23 protein-coding genes and 1 pseudogene are annotated in these 25925 nt (G+C 61.3%); all 24 read right to left on the reverse strand.

Annotated elements, in window-relative coordinates; genetic code table 11:
- A pseudogene (locus tag JMJ97_RS00925) lies at positions 1-276 on the reverse strand (helix-turn-helix domain-containing protein); the annotation flags it as partial.
- Positions 277-453: 177 nt separating this feature from the next.
- Positions 454-2175: a proline--tRNA ligase gene (locus JMJ97_RS00930; protein ID WP_260698836.1), complete on the reverse strand. Its 1722-nt coding sequence runs from the start codon at positions 2173-2175 to the stop codon at positions 454-456.
- Positions 2176-3258 (reverse strand): flavodoxin-dependent (E)-4-hydroxy-3-methylbut-2-enyl-diphosphate synthase, encoded by a 1083-nt coding sequence (gene ispG / locus JMJ97_RS00935; protein WP_260698837.1) that lies wholly within the window; start codon positions 3256-3258, stop codon positions 2176-2178. It lies immediately after the preceding gene.
- Between the two features lie 13 nt (positions 3259-3271).
- Positions 3272-4633, reverse strand: coding sequence for a M50 family metallopeptidase (locus JMJ97_RS00940; RefSeq protein ID WP_260698838.1), 1362 nt, complete (start codon positions 4631-4633; stop codon positions 3272-3274).
- A gap of 25 nt (positions 4634-4658) precedes the next feature.
- On the reverse strand, positions 4659-5846 hold the full coding sequence (gene dxr, locus JMJ97_RS00945) for a 1-deoxy-D-xylulose-5-phosphate reductoisomerase (RefSeq protein ID WP_260698839.1): 1188 nt from the start codon (positions 5844-5846) through the stop codon (positions 4659-4661).
- Positions 5846-6745, reverse strand: a complete 900-nt coding sequence (locus JMJ97_RS00950; RefSeq protein ID WP_233524910.1) for a phosphatidate cytidylyltransferase — start codon at positions 6743-6745, stop codon at positions 5846-5848. The genes dxr and JMJ97_RS00950 overlap by 1 nt, the downstream gene beginning before the upstream one ends.
- A gap of 2 nt (positions 6746-6747) precedes the next feature.
- Positions 6748-7542: an isoprenyl transferase gene (locus JMJ97_RS00955; protein ID WP_260698840.1), complete on the reverse strand. Its 795-nt coding sequence runs from the start codon at positions 7540-7542 to the stop codon at positions 6748-6750.
- A gap of 1 nt (position 7543) precedes the next feature.
- Entirely contained in the window at positions 7544-8080 is a 537-nt protein-coding gene (gene frr, locus JMJ97_RS00960; protein WP_006236112.1) for a ribosome recycling factor, read from the reverse strand.
- Positions 8081-8082: 2 nt separating this feature from the next.
- Positions 8083-8805, reverse strand: a complete 723-nt coding sequence (pyrH, locus tag JMJ97_RS00965) for a UMP kinase (protein ID WP_035138557.1) — start codon at positions 8803-8805, stop codon at positions 8083-8085.
- 117 nt (positions 8806-8922) lie between these two features.
- Positions 8923-9792, reverse strand: coding sequence for a translation elongation factor Ts (tsf, locus tag JMJ97_RS00970; protein ID WP_260698841.1), 870 nt, complete (start codon positions 9790-9792; stop codon positions 8923-8925).
- A gap of 45 nt (positions 9793-9837) precedes the next feature.
- Positions 9838-10566 carry a 30S ribosomal protein S2 gene (gene rpsB / locus JMJ97_RS00975; protein WP_006236109.1) on the reverse strand — a complete coding sequence of 243 codons (729 nt, stop codon included), beginning with the start codon at positions 10564-10566 and terminating at the stop codon, positions 9838-9840.
- 219 nt (positions 10567-10785) lie between these two features.
- Positions 10786-11706 (reverse strand): tyrosine recombinase XerC, encoded by a 921-nt coding sequence (locus JMJ97_RS00980; protein WP_260698901.1) that lies wholly within the window; start codon positions 11704-11706, stop codon positions 10786-10788.
- Entirely contained in the window at positions 11703-13040 is a 1338-nt protein-coding gene (gene trmFO, locus JMJ97_RS00985; protein ID WP_260698842.1) for a methylenetetrahydrofolate--tRNA-(uracil(54)-C(5))-methyltransferase (FADH(2)-oxidizing) TrmFO, read from the reverse strand. The genes JMJ97_RS00980 and trmFO overlap by 4 nt, the downstream gene beginning before the upstream one ends.
- Before the next feature lie 14 nt (positions 13041-13054).
- Positions 13055-13987 (reverse strand): DNA-processing protein DprA, encoded by a 933-nt coding sequence (locus tag JMJ97_RS00990; protein ID WP_260698843.1) that lies wholly within the window; start codon positions 13985-13987, stop codon positions 13055-13057.
- Positions 13987-15510 carry a YifB family Mg chelatase-like AAA ATPase gene (locus tag JMJ97_RS00995; RefSeq protein ID WP_035138568.1) on the reverse strand — a complete coding sequence of 508 codons (1524 nt, stop codon included), beginning with the start codon at positions 15508-15510 and terminating at the stop codon, positions 13987-13989. Before JMJ97_RS00995 ends, JMJ97_RS00990 begins: the two co-directional genes overlap by 1 nt.
- Positions 15510-15995: a YraN family protein gene (locus JMJ97_RS01000; RefSeq protein ID WP_152068233.1), complete on the reverse strand. Its 486-nt coding sequence runs from the start codon at positions 15993-15995 to the stop codon at positions 15510-15512. The genes JMJ97_RS00995 and JMJ97_RS01000 overlap by 1 nt, the downstream gene beginning before the upstream one ends.
- A gap of 189 nt (positions 15996-16184) precedes the next feature.
- A complete protein-coding gene (locus JMJ97_RS01005) occupies positions 16185-16973 on the reverse strand; it encodes a ribonuclease HII (protein ID WP_260698844.1) in 789 nt (262 codons plus the stop codon).
- Positions 16974-17066: 93 nt separating this feature from the next.
- The gene (rplS, locus tag JMJ97_RS01010) at positions 17067-17408 is read right to left on the reverse strand and encodes a 50S ribosomal protein L19 (RefSeq protein WP_006236098.1); all 342 of its coding nucleotides are present in this window, start codon (positions 17406-17408) and stop codon (positions 17067-17069) included.
- Between the two features lie 210 nt (positions 17409-17618).
- Complete coding sequence (ppdK, locus tag JMJ97_RS01015; protein WP_260698845.1) at positions 17619-20369, reverse strand: pyruvate, phosphate dikinase; 2751 nt, start codon at positions 20367-20369, stop codon at positions 17619-17621.
- Positions 20370-20618: 249 nt separating this feature from the next.
- A complete protein-coding gene (locus tag JMJ97_RS01020) occupies positions 20619-21485 on the reverse strand; it encodes a pyruvate, water dikinase regulatory protein (protein ID WP_260698846.1) in 867 nt (288 codons plus the stop codon).
- 34 nt (positions 21486-21519) lie between these two features.
- Positions 21520-23616 carry a glycine--tRNA ligase subunit beta gene (gene glyS / locus JMJ97_RS01025; RefSeq protein ID WP_260698847.1) on the reverse strand — a complete coding sequence of 699 codons (2097 nt, stop codon included), beginning with the start codon at positions 23614-23616 and terminating at the stop codon, positions 21520-21522.
- Positions 23617-23619: 3 nt separating this feature from the next.
- Complete coding sequence (locus JMJ97_RS01030) at positions 23620-24531, reverse strand: glycine--tRNA ligase subunit alpha (protein ID WP_260698848.1); 912 nt, start codon at positions 24529-24531, stop codon at positions 23620-23622.
- Between the two features lie 59 nt (positions 24532-24590).
- Positions 24591-25154, reverse strand: a complete 564-nt coding sequence (gene lepB / locus JMJ97_RS01035; protein WP_260698849.1) for a signal peptidase I — start codon at positions 25152-25154, stop codon at positions 24591-24593.
- A gap of 2 nt (positions 25155-25156) precedes the next feature.
- Positions 25157-25915 carry a tRNA (guanosine(37)-N1)-methyltransferase TrmD gene (trmD, locus tag JMJ97_RS01040; RefSeq protein ID WP_117654832.1) on the reverse strand — a complete coding sequence of 253 codons (759 nt, stop codon included), beginning with the start codon at positions 25913-25915 and terminating at the stop codon, positions 25157-25159.
- Positions 25916-25925: the final 10 nt, after the last annotated feature.

Consider the following 25925-nt stretch of genomic DNA (forward strand, 5'->3'; position numbering starts at 1 on the left):
GAACGCCGCCATCGCCTCGGCCTTCGTCATGCCGCCGTCGACCACGGCCGAGGCGGCGGCGACCTTCTGCTCGTATGTGTACCTGGCCTGCTTGCCGTCCATGGATAGCAGCACCTCGCTTCCGAACGACCGGTATACGTAGAGCCATTGTCTCACGGTGTCGCGCGGGACCGACAGCGCCTTCGCCGCCGACTCGGAGCCGTGGCCTCGCTCGAAGAGCCCGATCGCCGCCTTCCTGGCCACGATGTCGTGCTTCACCCTCAAGTCGACACGCATAAAAAGCCTCCCATTTCTCATGTCCAAGAAATGGGAGGCAGTTCACTCGCATGGGCTGTGGGGTTTTTCCTTTTAGCGATTGAGCACGCCGACAAGATAAAAGGACGGCCCCGCATCTCCCCTATCTGGAGAAATGCGGAACCGTCCCGTATATCGAACTACAAGCGAAATCGCCGATTAACGGCGCGCAGCCTTCACAAGCTCGGCGACCTTGGCGACGACCTCGTCGATCGCCACGTCCTCGCGCTCGCCCGTGGCACGGTCCTTGAGCTCGACGGTGCCGTTCTTAAGGCCACGCTTGCCGAGCACCACCTGATACGGGAAGCCCATAAGGTCATTGTCGGCAAACTTAAAGCCGGGACGCTCATCGCGATCGTCGACGACAACCTCGATACCCTCGGCGCACAGGCCATCAACGATCTGCTCGCAGACGGAAGCGCACTCCTCCTTCTTGGGGTCGAGCGGAATCACCGCGACCTCGTACGGAGCGACGGAGACCGGCCAGACAATGCCGTGCTCGTCGTTGTGCTGCTCCACGACGGCAGCGAGCGAGCGAGACACGCCCACGCCGTAGCAACCCATGATAAGCGGCTTCTCCTTGCCGTCCTCGTCCATAAAGGTGGCCCCCATGGCCTCGGAGTACTTGGTGCCCAGCTGGAAGACCTGGGAAACCTCGATGCCGCGGGCAGCGGAGAGCGGCTTGCCGCAGTGCGGGCAGGGGTCGCCGGCGACAACGGTGACCAGATCGGCCCACTCATCGACGGTAAAGTCGCGCTCGGGGCAGGCACCGGTAAAGTGATAATCGACCTCGTTGGCACCGCAGGCCCACTGCTTGGAATCGCGCAGGCTCTCGTCGCACACCAGACGAATGCCATCGGGCAGGTTAACCGGTCCGATAAAGCCCTTGTGCAGACCGTTCGCCTGAAGCTCCTCGTCGGTCATCATGCGATAGCCCTTGCCAAAGACGTGCTCGGCCTTGCAATCGTTGAGCTCGTGATCGCCCGGAACAATGGCCACGACCGGCTTGCCCTCGGCGTCGATGAGTGCCAGCGACTTGCGCGTGCCGTTCTCGGGGAACCCAAAGAACTTAGCAACAGCCTCAATGGTGCCCATGCCCGGAGTCTCAACCTTGGTGAGCGTACCGTCACCAGGACCCTCGGTCACGACGACCTTGGTGCTTGCCGCCTCGTCATCGGCAGCAAAGCCGCAATCGTCGCAGTAGACGAGCGAAGCCTCGCCGGCGTCGGCCAAAGCCATGTACTCGACGGAGGTATCGCCACCGATCTCACCGGAGTCGGCAACAACGGGCAGGGCCTTGATATAGCAGCGCTCGCAGATGTTAGCGTAGGCCTGCTTCATCTTGTCATACTCCTCCTGCAGGCTCTCCTGCGTGGCGGAGAAGCTGTAGGCGTCCTTCATGATGAACTCGCGACCGCGCATCAGGCCAAAGCGGGGGCGGAACTCGTCGCGGAACTTGTCCTGAATGTGGTACAGGTTGACGGGCAGCTGCTTGTAGGAGCGCAGCTCGTTGCGCACCAGGGCCGTGACGGTCTCCTCGTGCGTGGGGCCCAGGACGAACTCGCGACCATGACGGTCGTCAAAGCGCACAAGCTCCTTACCATAGGCGTCGATGCGGCCGGACTCACGCCACAACTCGGCGTCGACCATGATAGGCATCATAAGCTCCTGGGCACCGGCGGCATCCATCTCGTCGCGCACGATGTTCTCGATCTTACGGATCGAGCGCCAAGCAAGCGGCAGGTAGGAATACAGGCCGGCGGCCTCCTTGCGGATCATGCCGGCACGGAGCAGCAGGCGGTGACTGGCGAGCTCAGCGTCCGCCGGATCCTCTTTAAGCGTCGGCGCGTAAAGCTTAGACATGTACATTGCTCGGGTCATTTATTTCTCCTCAATAAGTTTGTCGACCTCGGCCATCAGCGCGTCGACAATTTGGTCCTCAGCTACTTTACCAATGATCTGGCCATGCGAAAAGAGCAAGGCCTGACCACGTCCGCAAGCAACGCCCAGGTCGGCATCAGAAGCCTCGCCGGGGCCATTAACGGCACATCCCATGACGGCAATCGAAAGCGGCGCGGCATAGTTCTTAAGCCGCTCGGTGACCTCCTCGGCGATGGGAATCAGGTTAACCTGGCAGCGGGCGCACGTGGGGCACGAGACAATCTCGGGACCACGGCGACGCAGGCCCAGCGACTGCAAAATCCCCCAGGCGACCGGCGGCTCCTCAACCGGATCAGCTGTGAGCGACACACGCATGGTGTCGCCAATGCCTTCGGAAAGCAAGATACCCAAGCCTACAGAGCTCTTGATGGTGCCCTGGAGCTTGGTCCCCGCCTCCGTCACGCCCAGGTGAAGCGGAACGTGTGGAATCTCACGCGACAGGGCTCGATAGGTATCGAGCGTCGTTTGCACGCTATGGGCCTTGGCCGAAAGCACAATGTTCGTAAAGCCGCGGTCCTCAAAGTGCTTGACGAAACGCTCGCTCGACATCACGAGCTTTTCGGGCTGCGTGAGGTCGTCGCGCTCAGCGATATCCTGCTCAAGCGAACCGGCATTGACGCCGATACGAATCGCACAGCCCGCGGCACCCGCGGCATCGATCACGGCATCGACCTTGGCCCAATCGCCAATGTTGCCGGGATTGATGCGGAGCTTGGCAGCACCGGCCTCCACAGCGCCGATGGCGAGCTTATGGTTAAAGTGAATATCGGCGACGATCGGCACCGGAGACTCAGCACAGATGGTGCGGAAACCCTCAAGCGCGGCCTCGGTGGGCACGCTCACGCGCACGATATCGCAGCCAGCCTGCACCAACGCGCACACTTGCGCAAGCGTTGCCTGGGCATCAGCGGTATCGGTACAGGTCATGGACTGAACCACGACCGGAGCGCCACCACCGATCTGCACGCCGCCCACATGCACGGGGCGCGTCAACTCGCGAGGCAAAGGATGGGATAAAGACAATCCAAACACTCCCCTACAGAATAAATCGAAGGATGTCGGAACGAAGCATATAGACAAACAGCAGCACAAAGAGCGCGATGCCCACATAGCTCACAATCGTCTGGACCTTGAGCGGAAGCTCGCGGCCAGCAATCTTTTGAATGATCTCGATGACCAGCTTGCCGCCATCGAGTGGTGGAATGGGCAGCAGGTTCATAAAGCCAAGCGAGAACGAAATGAGGGCGGCAAACGAAAGGAACGTGGCAGGGCCGGCAGCAGCAGCCTGTGAGGACATAACGCTAATGCCCACGATCGAAGAAGACTGATCGAGAATCTCCATCGTATGCTGCGGCTGGAGCAGGCGCATCACGCCCTCCGCTGTCTGCACGACATAGGAGAACGAAAGTCGAGCCGACGTGATGGGGTCTAAACGGACCACCTGCGTAGAGGCATACACACCTAGGCGCTCGTCCTCTTTGAGCGCAACCGCGGTCGAATGCTGCTTGCCGTCACGCTCGTACTCGATGGCGATATCGTCCTTACCGGCAGCCTTACCGATGGCATCGTAAACGTCCATCCAGGTAGAGCACGATACTCCGTCAACCGAAAGGATCGCGTCGCCGCCCTCGATACCCGCCTTGGCGGCAATAGACCCCTCGTCAACCTGACCGATCACGTTGGTATCCATCGGCACGGTGACACCCGCAATAGAGTAGATGCTCATAAGCAGCAAAAAGCCCGTCAGGATATTGACGAGAATGCCCGCGAGCAGCATAAAGGCGCGCTTGAGAAAGCCCTGGCCAAGATAGGTGTGCGAACGCTCTTGTGCAAGGAACTCGGCCTCGCCGCACGGCAGCTCCCACACATCGCCCTCGGCAGTTGAATGTTCGCGATCGAAACGGCGGCCGTCAAAGGTAGTGTAACCCGCCGCATCTCGCGGCAGCGTCTGATACTTGGTGGGATAGTAGCTCGGCAAGGGCTTCTCCCCTTCCTCATACCAGGGTGCGATGGAACCCCAGCCCAGCAACAGGGCGCATGCCTCGAGCACATCCTCCTCGGAAAGCTCAAGCTCGACAGCAAGGTCGGCCACGGTCACGCGACCATGACGATAGATAGCCGCGAGCACGCGATCGGCGCACGAGACGTCGGTCGGATCCATACCGCAGATGGCAGCGTAGCCACCCAGCAGCAGCGGGGTCACGCCAAACTTGGTTCCAATGCGACGCGACGTGTAATGGATGTCAAAGCGGCACGGCAGGCCCAAAAAGAACTCGGTCACACGGACGCCGCAGGCACGCGCCGCCAAAAAGTGGCCGCCCTCGTGCAAAAACACGAGGACGGAAAGCATCAGCAGGCCCCAAAAGACCGATGAGAGAACGCTCAGAACAGTATCCATAAAACGAAAAAGCAATCCTTATGGGTTAGGAACGGGTTGCGGCGAGTACCTGCGCAGCCTTTTCACGCGCCCACGCATCGATGTCGCGAAGCTGCTCAAACGAATCGACCGCCTGCATATCGTGGGCATCCATGCAGGATTCCACAATGCGATCGATATCGGTAAAGCTGCAGCCATCGTGCAGGAAGGCATCGACGGCGACCTCGTTGGCGGCATTGAGCACGCACGGCATGGTGCCACCCGTCTTGCCGGCACGCTCGGCCAGTGCCAGACAGCGGAAGGTATCCATGTCGGCAGCATCAAACGTGAGCTGTCCCAACTCGCGAAAATCGATACGAGGCGCCGGGGTATCCCAACGCTCGGGATACGAGAACGCGAACTGGATGGGAATACGCATGTCGGAAGCACCGAGATGCGCCATCACGGAGCCGTCGGCGAACTCGACCATAGAGTGAATCTTAGACTGACGCTGCACGACCACGTTAATGAAATCGAGGTCGCAGTTAAACAGATGCATGGCCTCAATGCGCTCCAGACCCTTGTTCATGAGGGTGGCGGAGTCGATGGTGATCTTGGCACCCATGGCCCACGTGGGATGTGCGAGAGCATCGGCACGCGTCACGCGATCGAGCTCGCCGCGCGTGCGGCCAAAGAACGGACCGCCCGAGCAGGTAAGCCAAATACAATGAGCCTCGCGTGGATTCTCCCCCAGATAGCACTGGTAGATGGCGGAGTGCTCAGAGTCGACTGGAATAAGCTGGCCCGGTTGCGCCAACGGCATAAGCAAGTCGCCACCGACGACGAGGGACTCCTTGTTGGCAAGGGCAAGGCGCTTATTTGAGGTCAAGGCCGCATGGCTCGCCTCGAGACCGGCGGCGCCCACAATAGCGACGAGCACGCAGTCGACATCGTCGCGACGCGCGAGCTCGCAAACCGCCTGCGCGCCAACGCCGAGCTTCGTTCCCTCGGGCAACTCCTGCAGCACGGCGTCATCGCCGTGAGCGACATCGGCCACGGCAACCGCCGGAACCGAGAACTCGCGGGCAGCGGCAACGAGCTCAGAGGTGCTGGAATTAACGGACAGCGCCGTCACCTGCAGGCGATCAGCATGCTGACGGCACACATCGAGTGCCTGGGTGCCGATAGAGCCCGTACAACCCAGGATGGCAACACGGAGGCGTCCATCGGGGCCATACGTCGTCTGGAATGACATTACAGCACGCCTCCGATCATCAAAAGCAGCTGAGCGGTAATGCAGCCAAAGATAAGCGAGTCGCTACGGTCGAGCATGCCGCCATGGCCCGGGATAAGGTTGCCGGAATCCTTGACGCCCACACCGCGCTTGATGCGCGACTCGATAAGGTCGCCGATAACGCCCAAAATGGACACGACCACGCCGCACAGCAGCGCATAGGGCAGGCTGAGCTTGTAGAAGTGCGTCGCCCACAGGATGAGCCAAATCAAAACCGAGCCCAGGATGCCGCCGACAAACCCCTCCCAGCTCTTTTTGGGAGAGATCTTGGGAACCATCTTGTGCTTGCCGATACGGCTGCCCACAATGTAGGCAAACGAATCGGAGACCCAAAGGGACGCGCAAACGCCCACTGAAAGCAGGGCGCCGGCAAAACCGGGCACGGCATCGCGCAGCAGCACGATAGCCGACAGCATAAAGCCAGTGTAGATGGGACCCATGAGCGTCACGGCCACATCAGAGATGCGGGTGCGCGGCGACCAGACATACCAAATGCCCACAGCGAGCATCAGGGCAAAAAGCAGGGCATTCAGCAACATCGAATCGCCCAACGCCGACAGCGGAAAGAGTACGGCGGCAGCGATACCCATGCGCTCGTTAGCCATCTTGCCATCGAGCCTCGTCATACGGAAAAACTCATAGCAGCACAGACCGCTCATGACGGAAACAAAGATGGCCGTGGGCACGATACCCAAAACCAGGCACAGGATAAAGACAACGGCGTAGACGATGCCAGCGGCGGCACGGGTAATAAAGCCCGCCAGCCACGAACCGGTGCCGCTCTTCGCTGCAGGCGCTCCCGCAGTGGCAGCTTTACGCGCAGGCGTCTTGGGAGCAGATGCCTTGGGACGATCGGACACGATTAAGCCTCCTCGGTCTTGCTCAGTCCACCAAACCTACGGTCACGGCCCTGATAGGCCAAAATGGCGTCGACAAGGCCCCAACGATCAAAGTCGGGCCAATAGGTATCGGTGACGTAGAACTCTGAATAAGCCACCTGCCACAGCAGATAGTTCGAAAGGCGCAGCTCACCAGAGGTGCGAATCACAAGCTCAGGATCGGGAAGACCAGCGGTATAGAGGTGGGAAGCCACCATATCGTCATCAATTGCGGCAGGATCGATCTTACCGGCGGCAGCGTCGAGTGCGATCTGACGGACAGCACGGGTAATCTCGGCGCGCGCGCCGTAGTTGACAGCAAGCGCCAGCGTCATACCGGTGTGATGGGCGCACTCGGCAAGACCGCGTTCAAAAACGTCGCGGGTCTTCTTGGGTAGCGCGGAAATGTCGCCCAAAAAGACAACGCGAACGTTTTCGCGCTTCAGAAGCGGCAGCTCGTCGATAAACGTCTTGGCAAACAGATGCATCAAGACGTTGACCTCATGCTGCGGGCGGCTCCAGTTTTCAGTAGAAAACGCATAGGCCGAAAGCACGTCGACGCCCAGACGCACGCAGGCGGTAATAATCTCGCGAAGGGAGACGATACCCGCCTTGTGGCCCTCGGTGCGTGCAAGACCGCGCGACGTGGCCCAACGACCGTTACCGTCCATGATGCACGAGATATGGTGCGGAATGTTATTGAGGTCAAGGTCGGAAAAACCGACGCCCGCAGGGGCGTCGGCAAAGTACTCGACCAGTTTATGCTCGTCGTATTGCACCTTAGATCTCCATGACCTCGGCTTCTTTTTCCTTCAGAAGCTCCTCGACCTTGGCGACATACTCATCAGTGTGCTTCTGGACCTTGGCCTGCTCGCGACGGACATCGTCCTCGGTGAGCTCCTCATCGCGCTCGAGCTTGTTGTTGAAGTCGCGACGGATGTTACGGATAGACACCTTGGCCTGCTCGGCGTACTCGCGGCACTCCTTGACGAGCTCGCGACGGCGCTCCTCAGTGGGAGCCGGGAACGGAAGACGGACGACGGTGCCATCGGAGTTGGGGGTAATACCCAGATCGGAAGCGCCGATGGCCTTGACGATAGCATTGATGAGCGCCTTGTCCCACGGCTCGATGAGCAGCATGTGGGCCTCGGGGGTCTTGACAGCGGCAACCTGCGTAACCGGCGTGGGAACACCGTAATAATCGACGGTGATGTCGGACAGAATGTTGGCATTGGCGCGGCCGGTACGAACCTTGGAGAAGTTATGCTTGAGGGACTCGAGCGACTTGTCCATATGGGCGGTGATGTTCTCTGCCATGCTTAATCCTCCTGATAGACGAGCGTGCCGACGGGCTCACCCGAAAGCGCGCGCTTGACGGTGTCCTCGCCATCGATGTTGAGGACCAAAATCGGCATACGGTTGTCCTGGCACAGTGCCGTAGCCGTGGAATCCATAACCTGCAGACCGCGGACGAGAACCTCGTGATAGGTAATCTTGTCAAAACGGACGGCATCGGCGCACTTGACGGGATCCTTGTCGTAGATGCCGTCAACCTTGGTGGCTTTAATCAGAATCTCGGCGCCGATCTCGCACGCACGAAGAGCCGCGGCGGTGTCGGTCGTAAAGTACGGATTGCCTGAACCGGCGGCAAAAATAACGACGTTGCCCTTGGAAAGGTGGTTGATGGCGCGGCGGCGAATATAGGGCTCGCAGATCTCGTTCATCTGGATAGCGCTCATCACGCGGCAGGGAACATCGTTATGCTCGAAGGCATCCTGCAGGGCGAGCGCGTTCATAACGGTTGCCAGCATGCCCATGTAGTCGGCCTGAGCACGCTCCATGCCACCGGCAGCGCCGGCCATGCCGCGGAAAATATTGCCGCCGCCGACAACGACGCCGACCTCATGGCCAACGGCTAGCAGCTCCTTGACCTGCTTGGCAAGATGGTCGGTAACCTTGGGGTCGATGCCATATTGGCCGTCGCCCATCAGTGCTTCGCCGGAAAGCTTAAGAAGCACGCGTTTATATCGGATGTCGGACAAAGCGATCCTCCTTTAATTAGACTCTCAATATGATATCAAAGGCTCTGATAAGAGCCATGAAAAAGCAGGCTGTGAGTAAAACCCACAGCCTGCTCATTACCAGCTACAAGAGCTTATTTACTCGCCACGGACCAGACGGTCAAAGGCAACGACGGTAATGGTGTCGCCGAGCTCCTTGGAGACCTGCTCAGCGTACTTCTTGATGGTGAGGGAGCTGTCCTTGATGAACTCCTGCTCGGTGAGCACGGACTGCTTGTAGAACTTCTCCAGACGGCCGATAGCCATCTTCTCCTGGATAGCCTCGGGCTTACCGGACTCGGCAGCCTGAGCCATGTAGATCTGCTTCTCGTGCTCGACGGTCTCGGCCGGAACCTGATCGCGGGTAGCACAGATCGGGGCGACGGCGGCAACCTGAAGGGCAACGTCGTGAGCGAAGGTCTTGAAGGATTCAGCCTGAGCGGTCTCAGCCTTCTCGAAGGCGAACTCGACGAGGACGCCGATCTTACCACCCATGTGGATGTAAGAAGCGAGCGCGCCGTTCTCAGCCTTGCGGGCAGCGAAGCGGGAGATCTTCATGTTCTCGCCCATGATGTGAATCATCTCGGTGAGCTCGGAGGAAACGGTCTCCTCGCCCATCGGCTTCTCGAGCAGAGCATCGACGTCAGCAGGCTCGGTGGTAGCGACAACCTCAGCGACCTTGGAAGCAAAGCCGGTGAACTTGGCGTTAGAGCCAACGAAGTCGGTCTCGCAGGAGAGCTCGAGCAGAGCGCCGGTCTTGCCATCCTCGGAGACGAACGCGGCGACAGCGCCCTCGTTGGTCTCACGGCCAGCCTTCTTGGCAGCCTTGGCAAGGCCGTTCTTACGCAGAACGTCGACAGCGGCGTCCATGTCGCCGTCAGCCTCGACGAGAGCCTTCTTGCACTCCATCATCGGGGAGTCGGTCATCTCGCGGAGCTGCTTGACCATAGCGGCGGTAATCTGGGCCATTGTGGTTCCTTTCAAAGAGATGAAAAAGAATTAACTAAGACTGATTTACTCGGCCTTGGGCTCAGCGGCCATCTCGGCCTCGGAGACCTGCTCCTTGCCGGAGCCAGCGAGGCAGGCGTCAGCCATGAGCTCGCACATAAGGGTGACAGCGGAGATAGCGTCATCGTTGCAGGGGATGCCGTACTCGACCTCGTCGGGATCGGAGTTGGTGTCGATCAGGGCGACGACGGGGATGTTCAGGCGCTGGGCCTCCTTGATGGCGTTCTCCTCGCGCTTGGTGTCGATGACGAAGAGAGCCTGGGGCAGACCCTTCATGTCGCGGGCGCCACCGAGGTTGGTCTGGAGCTTAGTGAGCTCCTTGCCGAGAACAGCCTGCTCCTTCTTGGGCAGAACAGCCATGCGGCCGTCCTCGACCATGGCCTCGAGCTCCTCCATGCGGTTGATGCGGGAGCGGATGGTGACGAAGTTGGTCAGCATACCGCCGAGCCAACGCTGGTTGATGTAAGGCATGTTGGCGCGCTCAGCAGCGTTCTTGACGGCCTCCTGAGCCTGCTTCTTGGTGCCGACGAACAGCACGTTGCCACCCTTGGCGACGTTCTTGACGAAGGTGTAGGCCTGGTCGGCGTCGAGGATGGTCTGCTTGAGGTCGAGGATGTAGATGCCGTTGCGCTCACCGAAGATGAACGGCTTCATCTTGGGGTTCCAGCGACGGGTCTGGTGACCGAAGTGGCAGCCGGCCTCGAGCAGGGTGCGGATATTAATCTTGGTAGCCATGTTAAACCTCCTGTGGTTTGCCTCCGCGCGGGGTCATCCTCCAAAACCAACCCGGACATGTGCTACCAAAGCCCGGGCACCACGGTATGAAGTAGCCGCGCGTGCGTGATAAAAACATGTTGCCGTGAAGCAACCCGATGAATGATAGCAGGAATGCATCTTCCTGCCAACCCGCAATCAAAACCACACACCTGAGTGCGGCGCGGGACGTCCCAGCCACTATTCGCCGCGGGGATGGGCTTGAGCCACGGCACGTTTGAGCCGATCGGGCGTGAGATGCGTGTAAATCTGCGTTGTAGACAGGCTCGCATGGCCCAGCAGCTCTTGAACCGAGCGCAGGTCCGCACCGCCCTCGAGCAAATCGGTCGCAAAGGTATGGCGCATCGCATGCGGGGCAATGTCGGCCGGAATGCCGGCGAGCGTCGCCAGCGTATGGAACCGCCGCCTGAGCATGGCGGCACTCATGCGATTGCCGCGCGCCGATATAAGCAGCGGATGCGGCCCGGTAGCGGGGTCACGGCGCTTTGCCTGAGCGAGCAACTCCGGCCTCCCCTCCTCAATATAGAGACGCGTCGCCTCGAGTGCGCGACGATACAGAGGGACGATACGCTCCTTGCTCCCCTTGCCCCAAAGTCGCAGCGTTCGCTCGGACCAACCAATAGACTCCACGTTGAGCGCCGCGAGCTCCGAGATTCGCGCGCCGGAGGCATAGAGCAACTCAAGCATCGCCGCATCGCGCAGTCCCGCGGGCGTCGAGGTATCAGGCGTCTTGAGCAGCGCCTCGACCTGCTTGGTCGTAAGGACGCCCGGCAGGTCACGCGGCAGCTTGGGCGATGCGATCGCCGAGACCGCATCGCCCTCGACAATCCCCTCGGCAGCCATCCAGCGATAGAGAGATCGGATAGCCGACAGGTGCGCCGCAAGCGTTCGGGGAGCCACCTGCTCACGCGAAAGCTCAGCAAGATAGCGACGAATGGTGCGCACGTCGGCAGCGAAAGCATCGATATCCTCGCGCTCGCACCAGGCAGCGAAGCGCTCCAGCCTCGAGCCATAGGCCGTCACCGTGTTGGGAGAAAGTCCCTCGACGCGTGCGATATAGGCGATAAACGAGTCGACGGTGTCGTACAGGTCAAAGGCTATGACCGGTCGCCTCCAAACAAGTCGGAACGCGTGGCCAAGTAGGCATCGAGGGCCTCGAGCGCACGGTCCGCATAGGCCTGATAGCGGTCGCGCTTGCTGCGGCGCTTACCGTCCTCGAGCGGCGGCACCAGGCCAAAGTTGACATGCATAGGCTGATAGCCCACGGTGGCAGGATCGGTCGCGTAGCCCACGAGCGCACCCAGGGCACCCACACGCGGCAACTCGACGCCCGCAGCACCGATAGCCTCGGCATAGGTGTTGAGCGCCGCGAGCAGACCTGTCGCCACGGCTTCCATGTATCCCTCGGTACCGGTGATCTGACCGGCCAGACGCACGCCGGTACCGGGCACGGCAAAGGTGCCATCGAGCACGTGCGGGGCGTCGACAAAGGTATTGCGGTGCATGACACCGTAGCGGAAGAACTCAGCGTTCTCCAGGCCCGGCACCATATGGAAGACGCGCTTCTGCTCGCCAAAGGTCAAGTTGGTCTGGAAGCCCACCAGGTTATAGGCGGTCTTCTCCTTGTTCTCGGCACGCAGCTGAATCGCCGCCCAGGGGCGACGTCCGGTACGCGGGTCGGTGAGGCCGACGGGCTTCATGGCGCCAAAGCGAATGGCGTCCTTGCCGGTGCGCGCAACTTCCTCGGCAGGCTGGCAGGCCTGGAACAGATCGCCGCCCTCAAAGTCTTTGAGCACCACGCGGTCGGCCGTGGTAAGCGCCTCGATAAAGGCCTCGTACTCCTCCTTGTTGAGCGGAGCGTTGAGATAGTCGCCGCTCCCCTGCTCCTCGTAGCGCGACTGCGAGAACAGCACGTCCATATCGAGCGTGGAGGCATCGACGATCGGCGCCGCGGCATCGAAGAACGCAAGGGCGTCGCCACCGACGAGCTTCATGACCTCTTCGCTCAGCGCCGGTGAACACAGCGGGCCCGCGGCAATGACCACGTGACCCTCGGGAATCTGCGTGACCTCGCCGTGCACGACCTCGATATTGGGACGAGCGGCAACCTCGGCCTCGACAAGCTCGGAAAACTTGACGCGGTCGACCGCCAAGGCGCCACCGGCGGGAACAGCCGCGCGATGGGCGCAATCGAGCAGGACTGAACCCATGCGCTCAAGCTCAGCTTTCAGCAAACCAGCCGCGGAATCCGGACGGGTCGACTTAAACGAATTGGAGCAGACGAGCTCTGCCAGATGATCGGTATGGTGGGCCGGGGAGCTCACCTGGGGGCGCATCTCGCACAGCTTTACGGCAAACCCGCGGTCTGCAAGCTGGATCGCGCACTCCGAACCCGCCAGACCGCCACCGATAACCGTCACCTGATCGAACTGCATCTGCAAACACCTTTCTAATTGACACGTTTTCCATTGTGACCGAAGGGTGTCTGGGCGTGAAGGGCAAACTTGGAGGGCGCATACCTTCCATCCATCATGCGCTCGATAAGGCCCTCGAGTTCAAGCGAACCCAAGAGTTTGAGTACGCCGACAGCATCGAGCGAGACGAGCGCCGCAATGTCGTCGACCTTGAGTGGAGAGGCGATGAGCGCATGCATCACGGTCTGCTGCGTTGGATTCAGGTCGGCAATGCCGGGAGCATCGGGGCGCGAGTAGCGCAGGGTGCCGTAGATGCGTGAGATAGCCATCTCGATAGATTCCTCGTCGATGATGCAGCAGGCACCGTTCGCAATGAGGTAATTCGTGCCACGCGACTCGGGCGATAGGATCGACCCCGGCACGGCAAGAAGTTCGCGCCCCAAATCCATAGCAGCCTCGGCTGTGGAAAACGTCCCAGAAGGCATACCCGCCTCGGATACAAAGAGGGCTTGCGACAGGGCCGCGATTACGCGATTGCGGCGCGGAAAGGCGAACTTGCGCGGACCCATGCCCCACGGAGAGATCGACACGACCGCGCCACCCGTATCAAGCGTGCGCGTAATCAGCCCCGCGCTCGAACGCGGGTAGACCACGTCGGCGCCCGTCCCCAGCACCACAACGTGTTTGCCGCCGGCGTTGACCGCAGCCCAACCCGAGGCCTGGTCACAACCGACCGCACCGCCCGAAACTACCGTCACTCCCGCCTCAACCGCCACCTTCGCCGCAAGCTCTGCCACGGCAAGACCATACGGCGAGGCCTTTCGCGCACCGATGATGGAGAGCGCGGGCGTCGAAAGCGCCTCGGGGTTGCCGCGCACATAGAGCGTCTGAGGTACATCAGAAAGCTCCAAAACGGTCTCGGGATACAACGCGTCACCTGGATGCAGCTCGAAGGTCCCCTCAACCATCATTGGTCCCTCCTTCCCTGGTACATCGCCGCCTCGAGCACGTGGTCCTGCGTCACCTGCTCGCTCTCGGCGACATCTGCGATCGTGCGCGCAATGCGAACAAGGCGCACGATGCCACGCCCTGTGAGATGCGTGCGCTTCGACAGGCCGAGCACACACTTCTCCGCCGCATCATCGAGCTCAAAGGTCGAAACGACGCCGTCAATGGACCGTGTCTCGTCATCCTCGGCCTCGGCATCCGCATCGTCCATGCGGGATTCGCGCCAAGCGCGAAAGGCGCGACCGCGCACAACGTAGTCACGTAACTCGGCCGACGACATGCCCTCCGCACCCTCGATAATCACTTGAGGGTCGGGACGGGTCACATCAATCATCATGTCGATACGGTCGGCCAAAGGACCGCGCAGTTTAGACCGATAGCGCTCGACCATCGCCGCCGAGCAGCGACACGGCACCTCGCGATCGCCCAAAAAGCCGCAGGGGCAGGGATTGCTCGCAGCCAGCAGCTGAAAGCGCGACGGGAAGGTAAAAGCCCCGTCGACGCGTACGATCCTCACGTAGCCGCGCTCGATGGGCTGACGCAGCGTCTGCAGCACGCCAGTGGGAAACTCGGCAAGCTCGTCCAAAAAGAGCACGCCGCCATGAGCAAGGCTGATCTCACCCGGGTGCACCGGGCGCCCACCGCCGATAAGGCCTGCGGTCGAAATACTGTGGTGGGGACTGCGGAAGGGGCGGTGCCCCGCCAACAAGCCATCAATGTTCTCACCCAAAACCGAATGGATGCACAGTGCCTCCTGCTGATCCTCAACGGAAAGCTCGGGTAGGATGCCGGTCATACGGCGTGCGAGCATCGTCTTGCCCGATCCCGGAGACCCGATCATGAGCAAGCCGAGTTCTCCTGCCGCCGCAAGCGCCATGCCGCGTTTAGCGACTTCCTGCCCCAGCACGTCGGCATAGTCGAGCTCGGGCTCAAAGGTCGCCTCGACACCCTCGGAATCCAAGTAGTGCCGTGCGGCATCGCCCATGCCGTGAGCAAGCTGAGACAGATGGTCGATAAAGCCGCAATCCACGCCCGCGAGTGGCACATGCTGGTCGGACCTGCCGGCGATAAAAGACAGCCCCATGTCGCGAGCCAATAGCTGAAACGCCACCTCGCCTTTGACAGGAAGCACCGTGCCGTCCAAGCCGAGCTCGCCGGCGATAAGACAACGATCGAGGTTGTCGCGGGGAATCTGACCATCGGCCGCTAGAACCGCGATGGCGATGGGCAGATCAAAGCCGCTACCGGTCTTGCGAATATCGCCGGGCGCCAGATTGACCGTAATGCCCGAGCGCGGGATCTCAAAGCCGGCCGAGCGCATCGCACAGCGAATACGACCACGTGACTCCATCACCTCCATACTCGGGATGCCGAGCATCTGAATGCCCGGAACGCCGCCGGCAAGCGAGACCTCGACCGTGACGTGAATCGCCTCGACGCCGCGGATGCAGGCCGCGTGAACGGCAAACGTCTCGAACGCCATCACGACACCTGCCAATCGAACGCGTTGTACTGGTGCTCGATCTCGGCAATATGCCCGTCGCGGATGGTGACGCCCACGGCATCGAAGCGAATCGCCTTGAGCGGATAATGCTCCATGAGATAGCAACTTGCGATGCGGCGGTAGCGGCGTTGCTTTTGGGCGTCCACGGCCTCCTCGGGAAAGACCCGCGTGTTGCAATCCAGCGCAACGCGTCTGGTCTTGACCTCGGCCATCACCACGACATCGTCGAGCTCATCGAGCAGCACCAGATCGGCCTCGCCCTCGGTGCAACGATAACCCTGCTCCAGCAAGGTGTAGCCGCGCTCGTTAAAGTAGTCGATGGTGATCAGCTCGCCCAGCATGCCCAGCTCGCGGGGACTGAGTCCCTTGATAAACTCGGGCGTCATCGCCCCGCAGTCGAGCTCGCCGTTTTCCCAACGCTCCTTGAGCTGCTGCGTCTTGCTCTTTTTGCTTGCGGCACTCATGGGGTCTCCTTTCCCGCACACTGCATTGCCCCGATGATGAGGGCACCTTTCATGCGGGTAAGTACCGGAAGCAAACCAAAAGCTGACCAAATGCCGACAAAAAACGGGCCGTACGCAGCAATGGTGCTGCATACGGCCAGCTACCAGCAGGTTTATAAAACCCCAGAGGTCCCTGTCTCCACAATTGGCCTAGAAAAGGCGCTCAGTCTGCAGAAAGTTTCCGCAAAAGCTCACGCGATGCAGCGGACAAAGTCCATGTTTGCGAATGGCCTCGATGTGCTCGGGGCTCGCATAGCCCTTCGACTCGGCCAGATGGTACTCGGGGTACTCGGCGTCGTACTCGACCATCATCTCGTCACGCGTGACCTTGGCCATGATGGACGCTGCGGCGATGCAGGCGATCTTGGCATCGCCTTTCACCACATCGCGCTCGTTAGGAACAGCGCCCAAGGGGTTGCCATCCATGAGGACCCAGTCGGGCTCGAGCCCCGTATCGGCCACGGCGCCCGCAACGGCGGTACGGATAGCACGGGCCATGCCCATCTCATCGATATCCTTAGGCGCGATATGGCAAAAACCAATCGCCGTCGCCACCTCGGCAATCTTCACTGAGAGCAACTCGCGGCGCGCCGGCGTGAGCTTTTTGGAATCGTTGATGCCCCAGACGCGCGGCTCCATGGGAAGGCACACGGCACACACCGTCAGGGGACCGGCCACCGATCCGCGACCCACCTCGTCGACACCAACGACCACCCCATCGCCGCCAAACTCATGCATAAGCTCGTACATGTCATTGACGCGCTCGCGCTCGGCAAGTTCCTTAGCATGGCGTTTGAGGGCGCGTTCACAAGCCTTGATCACCTGCTGGCGCGGGTCCTCGCGATAATGCTCCACGAGGGCGGGGATCTCCTCAAACGTTGCGCTCGCTAGCTCTCCGGCAACCTGCGATGCCGAAACCGAGCTCGTCATATTGGCCATACCAGGCCCTCCTTGCATGCAAATCAGATAAAAAGAAGGGCCACCCGAAGGTGACCCTTACGTCCAAACGAGTGGACAGACGCTGCGATCTTCTTAGCGCTTCTCGGGGATGCGAGCAGCCTTGCCCACCTTGTCGCGGAGGTAGTACAGCTTGGCGCGACGGACGCGACCATGACGAACGACCTCGAGCTTGGCGATCTTGGGGCTGTGAAGCGGGAAGGTACGCTCAACACCGACACCGAAGGACATCTTGCGGACGGTGAAGGTCTCGCGGGCACCGGCGCCGGCCATGCGGATGACGTCGCCCTGGAAGACCTGGATGCGCTCGCGGTCGCCTTCCTTAATGCGGTAGTGAACCTTGACGTTGTCGGCGACGCGAACCTGAGGAATGTCCTCGCGGATCTGCTGACGCTCGATTGCGCGGATGTAATCCATGTGCAATTCCTTACTCTTCTAGAGGTGCCGTACCACCATGGCCGGCACGTAGTTGAACAAACATATTCGAGTATACACGCGCGGGTTTCTGCTGCAAGAACAATTTTTTACGCAGACAAAAAGACAAAACCCGCACATGATAACCGCCCGTCTCACAAATGAGACGGGCGGCATGAGGGGGGGCTACACTAGGCGTCTACGCCCAAAACGTTAGGCGGAACGCTTGGCCTCGAGCTTGGCCTGGGCGGCCGCAAGACGTGCGAGGGGTACGCGATAGGGCGAGCAGGACACGTAATCCACGTCGGCCACGTTAAACAGGCCCTTGATGGACTTGGGGTCGCCGCCGTGCTCGCCGCACACGCCAAAGTGCATGTCGGGATTGGTGGCGCGACCCTTCTCGACGGCCATGCGCACCAGCTCGAGTACCGCCGAGTCGATGGTCTCGAAGGGGTTGTTCTTCAAGATCTTCTTGTGCATGTACAGCGGGATGAACTTGGCCTCGGCGTCGTCGCGGGAGAAGCCGAAGGTCGTCTGCGTGAGGTCGTTGGTGCCAAAGCAGAAGAAGTCGGCATGATGGGCGATCTCGTCGGCAACCATGCAGGCACGCGGCAGCTCGAGCATCGTGCCCACGGGAATGTTGAGCTCGACGCCCTCCTCGGCGGATACCTCGGCGATGACACGCTCGATGACCTCGCGCGTCTGGACATGCTCGGCCGTGATGGAAACGAGCGGAACCATGATCTCGGGGCGCGGGTCGACGCCTTCCTTGATGAGGCGGGCAGCAGCCGTGGCGACGGCGCGAACCTGCATGAGCGGCAGATCGCTAAAGACGACGGACAGGCGCACACCGCGCAGGCCGAGCATCGGGTTGGACTCGACCATGCCGTCGATACGACGCAGGCGGGCGCGCAGGGCTGCAAGCTCTTCCTCGCTGGCGCCGGCGGCTTCCTTCTTGGTGATGACGACCTCGAGCTCGCGAGGATTATCCAGGAACTCATGAAGCGGCGGATCGAGCAGGCGGACGACCACATCGCGACCGGACATGGTCTTGAACATCGCCAGGAAGTCCTCGGTCTGAACCTTGAGCAGGTCGGCCAGGGCCTGCTGCTTCACGGCCTCATCGTCAGACAGGATAAAGCTCTGGATGATGTTCTTGCGATCGCCCAGGAACATGTGCTCGGTGCGGCACAGGCCAATAGCCTCGGCGCCAAACTCGAGGGCGAGCTCGGCATCCTCGGGATTGTCGGCGTTGACGCGCACATGGTTGGCATGGCCACAGGTCTCGTCCAGGCGAATCTCGTCGGCCCAGGACAGGATGGTGTCCAGGTCGCCGGTAAGCTCGGCGGAGACCAGGTCGACGGGACCGTCGACGACGATGCCCTGGGTGCCGTCGATGGAGATGACATCGCCCTCGTTCAATACGCGGTCGCTGCCCTCGATGCGCACGACCTTCTCGGCGGCGTCGATGTGGAAGCGCTCAACGCCGCAGACGCAGGGCGTACCCATGCCGCGGGCGATAACGGCGGCATGGCTCGTCTTGCCACCGTGGCTGGTCAGGATGCCCTCGGCGGCGACCATGCCCTTCAGGTCGTCGGGGTTGGTCTCCCAACGAACCAGAATGACCTTGTGACCCTCGGCGGAACGCGCGACAGCGTCGTCGCTCGAGAACACGACCTCGCCCACGGCGGCACCGGGGCTGGCATTAAGACCGCTGGCGAGAGCCTCGTACTTCTTGGAGGCGTCAAACTGCGGGTGAAGGAGCTGGTCGAGTTGCGCGGGATCGATACGGCTCACGGCCTCTTCGCGGGTGATCAGGCCTTCCTCGACCATTTCGATGGCGATGCGCAGGGCGGCGGTGGCAGTACGCTTGCCCACGCGGGTCTGGAGCATCCAGAGCTTGCCCTGCTCGATGGTGAACTCGATATCGCACATATCGCGGTAATGATCCTCGAGCGTCAGGAACACGCGCTCGAGCTCCTCACCTGCGGACTCGAGGCCCGGGGTGGTCTTGAGGTCGGCGATGGGCTCGGTGTTGCGGATACCGGCGACGACGTCCTCGCCCTGGGCGTTGACCAAAAAGTCACCGTAGAACTCCTTGGTGCCGTCGGCCGGATTGCGCGTAAAGGCGACGCCCGTCGCAGAGGTCTCGCCCTTGTTGCCAAAGGCCATGGCCTGGACGTTGACGGCGGTGCCGAGCTCGTCGGAGATGCCGTGCTGTTTGCGATAGATGCAGGCGCGCTCGTTCATCCAGCTGCCAAAGACGGCCTGGATGGCAAGGCGCAGCTGGAGCTCCGGATCGTGTGGGAAGACGGGCTTGCCGTCAGCGACCTCGAGCTCGGGATACAGGGCGGCATCGACGTTCTCGGAGAAGATGCCCTTAAAAGTCTCGACGAGTTCCTGCAGGTCCTCGGCCGAAAGCTCGGAATCGACGCGAACGCCGGCGACCAGACGGGCCTGGGTCAGGGCGTTCTCGAACAGGTCGGCGTCAACGCCCATGACGACGTTGGAAAACATCTGGATAAAGCGGCGGTAGCTATCCCAAGCAAAGCGCGGGTTTTGCGTCTGGGCAATGAGACCCTGAACGGAGTCGTCGTTGAGACCCAAGTTGAGGACCGTGTCCATCATGCCGGGCATGGAAAACGGAGCGCCCGAGCGAACCGACACGAGCAGCGGATCGGAGGCGTCACCGAGCTTTTTGCCGCAGCGGGACTCGAGGTCTTCCTCGGCGGCAACGATCTCATCGAGCGCGCCTTCGGGCCAGACGTTGCCGGCACCGGAGTACTCGACACAGGTCTGGCAGGTAATGGTAAAACCACCGGGAACCGGCAGGCCGATGCGGCTCATCTCGGCAAGGTTTGCGCCCTTGCCGCCAAGCACGAAGTTCATGGACTTGTCGCCCTCGGTGACACAGGTGCCCTGGGCGTCGGTTCCAAAACGGTAAACCCTCTTGCAATCGCTCACGATACTTCCCCTTCCATGCGCTTACGCACACGACCGTGGTAACGAATCGACCCGCCAGATGCGGGCCATGAGGGAACTATACGGCGGGTTTTGAGCGGGCTTAAGCAGAGGATGCGCGGTTTGGTAAACGTGCTAAAACTGGCGGTAAATGGTAGGTAAAGGTGGTTACCTTATGAAGATACCACTGTAAGAAAGTGCAGGTCAGATGCGATATTTTTGCTAAATCGCTTTATCAAAATGCTGCTACTGTTAGGCTCGACGGGCGGCGCGGCGGGCACGGGCTTCTTGGATTTCCTCCAAGTGGCTAATGATCTCGGCAGCGCTCTCCTCGAAGGCCTTGCCGTCGGTACGCACCACAAAGCAGCCTAGCCGCTTCATGAGGGAACGGGCTTCCTCGAGCTCGCTGCGCACGCTCTCGGGCTCGGCATAGGAGCCGGCAACGGCACGAGCGTAGTCATCGCCCAAGCGGCTATCGCGAATTTCGGAAATCACATCGACGGTCGAAATCAGGCCGAACAGGCGCATCGGGTCGACCTCGTAAATCGACTTCGGCGGCTCCATGCCATGGGCCAACGGAACATTGGCAACCTTGTAGCCCTGATAAGCCAGATACATCGACAGCGGCGTCTTGGACGTGCGCGATACGCCCAGCAGCACGATATCGGCACCCGACAAATCGTCGCAACCGCGCCCGTCATCGTGCTCAACGAAATATTCCATGGCCTCGATACGATGGAAATAGCGGTCATCGGTCCTGTGAATCACGCCCGCGACGCCTTTGGGCGGCACACCGATGAGCGACGATAGCACGGCGAGCGTCGGGCCGATCAGGTCGACCGAGCGGATATGCAGCATACCCAGGTAATCGAGCACGCGGGCGCGCAGCGCCGGATCGACAATGGTATGGAACACGGCAATATCGCGATGGTCTGCATCGACACGCGGGCCCACAAATGACTTGACCTGCTCCACGGAGGTCACCTTGGGCAGGCGTAAAACGCGAAAAGCCCCTCCATCAAATTGCCCGGACGCCGCAAGCACCACCTCACAAGCGGTATCGCCGAGCGAGTCGGAGATAACGATAACGGTGGGACGAGCGGTGACCGGGCAATCCATGCGGGGCTCCTTTTGCGCTTACGCGCAGGCTGGCTTACTTTTTGCGGGCAAGCTCACCGATGTTGGCGATACCGGAGAAAACGGCCTCGAAGCGGTTGAGCAGCTTAAGGCGATTATCGCGAAGCTGCTCGTCCTTGTCCATGACCATGACCTCGTCGAAGAAGCGGTCGATCGGGGCGCGCAGGGCGGCAAGGGCGGCAAATGCGGCCGGGTAATCCTCGGCAGCAAGGGCGGCGTCGACAGCGGTCTGAGCAGCCTCGGAGGCATCGGCAAGCGCGAGCTCGACCTCGCCCATCAGGCTGCGGTCGTACTCCGCACCCAGCTCAGGCTTGGAGATGTGCGCGGCGCGGGCATAGGCGGTAGCCAGGTTATCGAAGGTCTCGGCGTCGTTCTTGCGGGCCTCGTCGAGGGCGGCGCAGCGGGCGAAGAAGATGGACGGGGCGATGATGTGCACCGCAGAGACGGCGGCAACGGTATCGGCCGGGATCTTTTCCTCGCGGGCCATGCTCACCAGGCGGCCATGGAAGAAGTCGCGAACCTGCTGGGCGACCTCGGCGGCGTCGAACTCAATGCCCTGCTCGCTATAGAGCTCAAGGGCAAAATCGATGAGCGACGTGGGGTCGATCGGCAGGCGATCGCGCAGGATGTTGATGATGCCGATAGCGGCACGACGCAGCGCGTAGGGGTCCGAAGAGCCGGTCGGGGGCTCGCCGATGGCAAAGATACCGGCGATGGTATCGAGCTTGTCGGCGCAGGCCACGATGCAGCCGGCGGTGCCCTCGGGCAGCTCGTCACCGGCAAAGCGGGGACGATAATGATCGCGAATGGCGTGGGCGACCTCGTCGTTCTCCCCCATCGCGGAGGCGTAATAACCGCCCATCACGCCCTGCTGGCTCGTGAACTCAACGACGGCGTTCGATACCAGGTCGGCCTTGCACAGGTGAGCGGCGCGAGCGGCATCGGCGGCAAGGTGGGCGCCCAGATGGGCCTCGCGGGCGATGGCGAGCGCGAGCTGCTCAATACGCTCGGACTTGGCGAGCACGCTACCGAGCTTCTCCTGGAAGGCGACCTTGGCCAGACGCTCGCGGAACTCGTCGAGGGAGATCTTCAGGTCCTCCTCGTAGAAGAACTTGGCGTCGTCCAGACGGGCGCGCACGACGCGCTCGTTGCCGTCAATCACGCGCTCGGCATTCTCGGGCTTGCTGTTGGAAACGACCACGAACTCACGCGTGAGCTTGCCCTCGCCGTCATAGATCGGGAAGTAGCGCTGGTTGGTGAGCATGGACTCGCAGATGATCTCGTGCGGGACCTTGAGGAACTCCTCGTCAAAGGTACCGACAAGCACCGTCGGCCACTCGCAGAGGTTAATGACCTCCTCGAAGACCTTCTTGGGCGTGTCAACATGACAGCCGGGGCGAGCGGCCTCGACCTCGGCGATACCGGCAAGGATGGCCTCGCGACGACGCTCGGCAGAAAGCACGCCGGCGTCCTCGAGCACCTGCTCGTAGACGGCGGGGCTGGCAACCACATGGTCACCAGGGCCAAGCACGCGATGACCACGCGTGGTGTTGCCGCTCGTCACGTCGGCAAACGACACGGGCACAACGTCCTCGCCCAGAAGGCAGCAGATCCAACGGACCGGGCGCACGAACGTCGCGTGCTCGTGGCCCCAGCGCTGGGAGCGGTAGTTGGGCCACTGCAGGCCGGCGATAGTCTTCTCGCACAGAGCGGTCAGAATCGGCGTAGCCGGTGCGGAGGGAATGTTCTTCTCGGCGAACACATACTCGCGACCGTCAGTGTCCTCGCGACGGACCAGGTCCTCGGCAGCCACACCGCACTTGCGGGCAAAGCCCTGGGCGGCCTTGGTGGCGTTACCGTCAGCGTCGAAGGCAATGTTGGCCGCGGGGCCACGCTTGACCTCGTGAACCTCATCGGTCGCGGTGGCGACGTCGGCAACGAGTGCAGCCAGGCGGCGCGGGCTCGAGATCACGCGGACCTCGCCGTGGGCCAGACCGGCCTCGTTGAGACCCTTGGCAATCATGGAGCCAAGCTGCTTGACGGCATTGTTCAGCGGTGCGGAGGGCATTTCCTCCGTACCGATCTCAAACAGGAAATCCTTAGCGTCTGCCATGGCTTACGCCACCTCGCCTTCCTGGTCGGCATTCTCGTTGACTCCGGCGACCACGGCCATGTAGGCCTCGCAGCACGCCTTGGCGACGGCGCGGACGCGCAGGATGTAGTTGGCACGCTCGACCGCGGACAGCGCGCCACGGGCATCGAGCAGGTTGAAAGCGTGGCTGCACTTCATGACACAGTCGTACGCCGGCAGCGGCAGCTTTCGTTCCAGGCAGGAATGGCACTCGGCCTCGTAGTCGTCAAACTTCTGACGCATCATCTCGACGTTGGCGACCTCAAAGTTGTAGGCGCTGAACTCGCGCTCGTTCTCGAGGAACACGTCGCCATAGGTCATGGGCGTGCCGTCGGGCAGGTAGCTCCACACCAGGTCGTAGACGGAGTTGACGCCCTGCGCATACATGGCGATGCGCTCCAGGCCATAGGTGATCTCGACAGGAACGGGGTCGACCTCGATACCGCCCACCTGCTGGAAGTACGTAAACTGCGTGACCTCCATGCCATTGAGCCAGACCTCCCAGCCAAGACCCCAGGCGCCAAGGGTTGGGCTCTCCCAGTCGTCCTCGACAAAGCGGACGTCATGGTCGTTGGGGTCCAGACCGATAGCGGCAAGAGACCCCAGGTAAAGCTCCTGGGCGTTGACCGGTGAGGGCTTGATGAGCACCTGGAACTGATAGTAGTGCTGCATGCGGTTGGGGTTCTCGCCGTAGCGGCCGTCAGCGGGACGGCGGCAAGGCTGCGCATAGCAGGTGCGCCACTCGGCGGGACCGAGCGAGCGCAGCGTGGTCGCGGTATGAAAGGTACCGGCACCGACCTCGGAGTCATAGGGCTGCATAATGACGCAGCCCTGCTCGCCCCAGTACTGTTGGAGGCGCAGGATGATGTCTTGGAAGGAAAGCGATGAAGCGTTCATGCCTCTAATATCCCCTCGTCGAAACGATTACACGGTTAGGTACTGTACTATAGCGGTTTTTAGTCGATAGCGCCGATGCGGTTGAGCGGCCAGTAGCGCACAAGCGCCACAGCGATCAAATCAGAGCGATCGACGGGACCAAAGTAGCGTGAGTCGGCAGAGTTTTCGCGGTTGTCGCCCATCACCCACACGCACCCGTCGGGAACGGTGTAGGGATAGCTTACCTGAGCACCGGGCGCTTGGACCGAAAGTGGCCAGCTCATGCCCGTCGTATAGTCCTCGTCGAGCGCTTGGCCGTCAACGACCACCTTGCCATCCTGCAGGTCGACCGTCTGCCCGGCCGTGGCAATAACACGCTTGACAAGAACATCATGCTCGGAGGTGCCATCGGGGTTGTGAAACACCACGATATCGCCCTGCTTGACGGGCTGACCGAGCTCGAGGCTCACCTTTTGTGCCAGGATCTGGTCGCCAATCTCGATCGTGGACTCCATGGAGCCGGTGGGCACCACAAAGGGCTCGACCACAAAGGTGCGGATCAGGAACGTGGCCACGAGCGCGATCGCGATGACCGCAATCCACTCAAAAGCGCCCCTCAACGCGGAATGCTGCGATGGAACCATTCTCACTCCTCGCTCTGCGAATACGAAGCGTCCAAAATCTCCTGCGCGTACGCACGCTCCTGGGGCGTAAGGCGCGCCGTCTCGATCAGATCGGGACGCCAGCGGCAGGTGCGCTCGATGGCGTTCTTGCGACGCCAGGCATCGACCTTGGCGTGATCGCCACTCACGAGCACCGGCGGCACGCCCTCGCCGTTGAACTCGGCGGGACGGGTGTACTGCGCGTACTCGAGCAGGCCTCCGTCCTCGGCGGTCGAGAACGACTCGTCCACATTGCTCATCTCGTCGCCCAGGGCGCCGGGAATCAGGCGTACGACGGCATCGGCAACGACCATAGCGGGAAGCTCGCCGCCCGTAAGCACGTAGTCGCCGATCGACAGACGCTCATCGGCATACGCATACGCACGCTCGTCGACGCCCTCGTAGCGACTGCACACAAACAGCAGACGCTCGCTTTTGAGCAGGCGCTCGGCCACATGCTGCGTAAAGGGCTCGCCACAGGGGGTAAAAAACACCACCGTCGGCTTGGGACCCTCTGCGCTAATGGCCTCGATGGCCTCTGCGATAGGCTCGACCTTCATGAGCATGCCCTGCCCGCCGCCGTACGGCTCGTCATCGACGGTACGATGGCGGTCGTGCGTCCAGTCGCGCAGGTTATACGCCTTAAAATCAAAAAGGCCGGCCTTGCGGGCGCGGCCCAAAATCGACGTGGACATGACGGGCTCAAACATCTCGGGAAAGACCGAAAGGGTCTCGATCAGCATGTTGTCCTCC

The sequence above is a fragment of the Collinsella aerofaciens genome (assembly GCF_025289055.1).
Classification (GTDB): Bacteria; Actinomycetota; Coriobacteriia; order Coriobacteriales; family Coriobacteriaceae; genus Collinsella.

Bases quoted from the DNA above. Each gene is read 5' to 3' on its own strand.
- JMJ97_RS00930 (WP_260698836.1), bottom strand. From the start codon at position 2,175: ATGACCCGAGCAATGTACATGTCTAAGCTTTACGCGCCGACGCTTAAA.
- JMJ97_RS00940 (WP_260698838.1), bottom strand. From the start codon at position 4,633: ATGGATACTGTTCTGAGCGTTCTCTCATCGGTCTTTTGGGGCCTGCTG.
- dxr (WP_260698839.1), bottom strand. From the start codon at position 5,846: ATGTCATTCCAGACGACGTATGGCCCCGATGGACGCCTCCGTGTTGCC.
- frr (WP_006236112.1), bottom strand. From the start codon at position 8,080: ATGGCAGAGAACATCACCGCCCATATGGACAAGTCGCTCGAGTCCCTC.
- tsf (WP_260698841.1), bottom strand. From the start codon at position 9,792: ATGGCCCAGATTACCGCCGCTATGGTCAAGCAGCTCCGCGAGATGACC.
- rpsB (WP_006236109.1), bottom strand. From the start codon at position 10,566: ATGGCTACCAAGATTAATATCCGCACCCTGCTCGAGGCCGGCTGCCAC.
- trmFO (WP_260698842.1), bottom strand. From the start codon at position 13,040: ATGCAGTTCGATCAGGTGACGGTTATCGGTGGCGGTCTGGCGGGTTCG.
- JMJ97_RS00990 (WP_260698843.1), bottom strand. From the start codon at position 13,987: ATGGTTGAGGGGACCTTCGAGCTGCATCCAGGTGACGCGTTGTATCCC.
- JMJ97_RS00995 (WP_035138568.1), bottom strand. From the start codon at position 15,510: ATGGCGTTCGAGACGTTTGCCGTTCACGCGGCCTGCATCCGCGGCGTC.
- JMJ97_RS01000 (WP_152068233.1), bottom strand. From the start codon at position 15,995: ATGAGTGCCGCAAGCAAAAAGAGCAAGACGCAGCAGCTCAAGGAGCGT.
- JMJ97_RS01005 (WP_260698844.1), bottom strand. From the start codon at position 16,973: ATGGCCAATATGACGAGCTCGGTTTCGGCATCGCAGGTTGCCGGAGAG.
- rplS (WP_006236098.1), bottom strand. From the start codon at position 17,408: ATGGATTACATCCGCGCAATCGAGCGTCAGCAGATCCGCGAGGACATT.
- JMJ97_RS01020 (WP_260698846.1), bottom strand. From the start codon at position 21,485: ATGGATTGCCCGGTCACCGCTCGTCCCACCGTTATCGTTATCTCCGAC.
- glyS (WP_260698847.1), bottom strand. From the start codon at position 23,616: ATGGCAGACGCTAAGGATTTCCTGTTTGAGATCGGTACGGAGGAAATG.
- JMJ97_RS01030 (WP_260698848.1), bottom strand. From the start codon at position 24,531: ATGAACGCTTCATCGCTTTCCTTCCAAGACATCATCCTGCGCCTCCAA.
- lepB (WP_260698849.1), bottom strand. From the start codon at position 25,154: ATGGTTCCATCGCAGCATTCCGCGTTGAGGGGCGCTTTTGAGTGGATT.
- trmD (WP_117654832.1), bottom strand. From the start codon at position 25,915: ATGCTGATCGAGACCCTTTCGGTCTTTCCCGAGATGTTTGAGCCCGTC.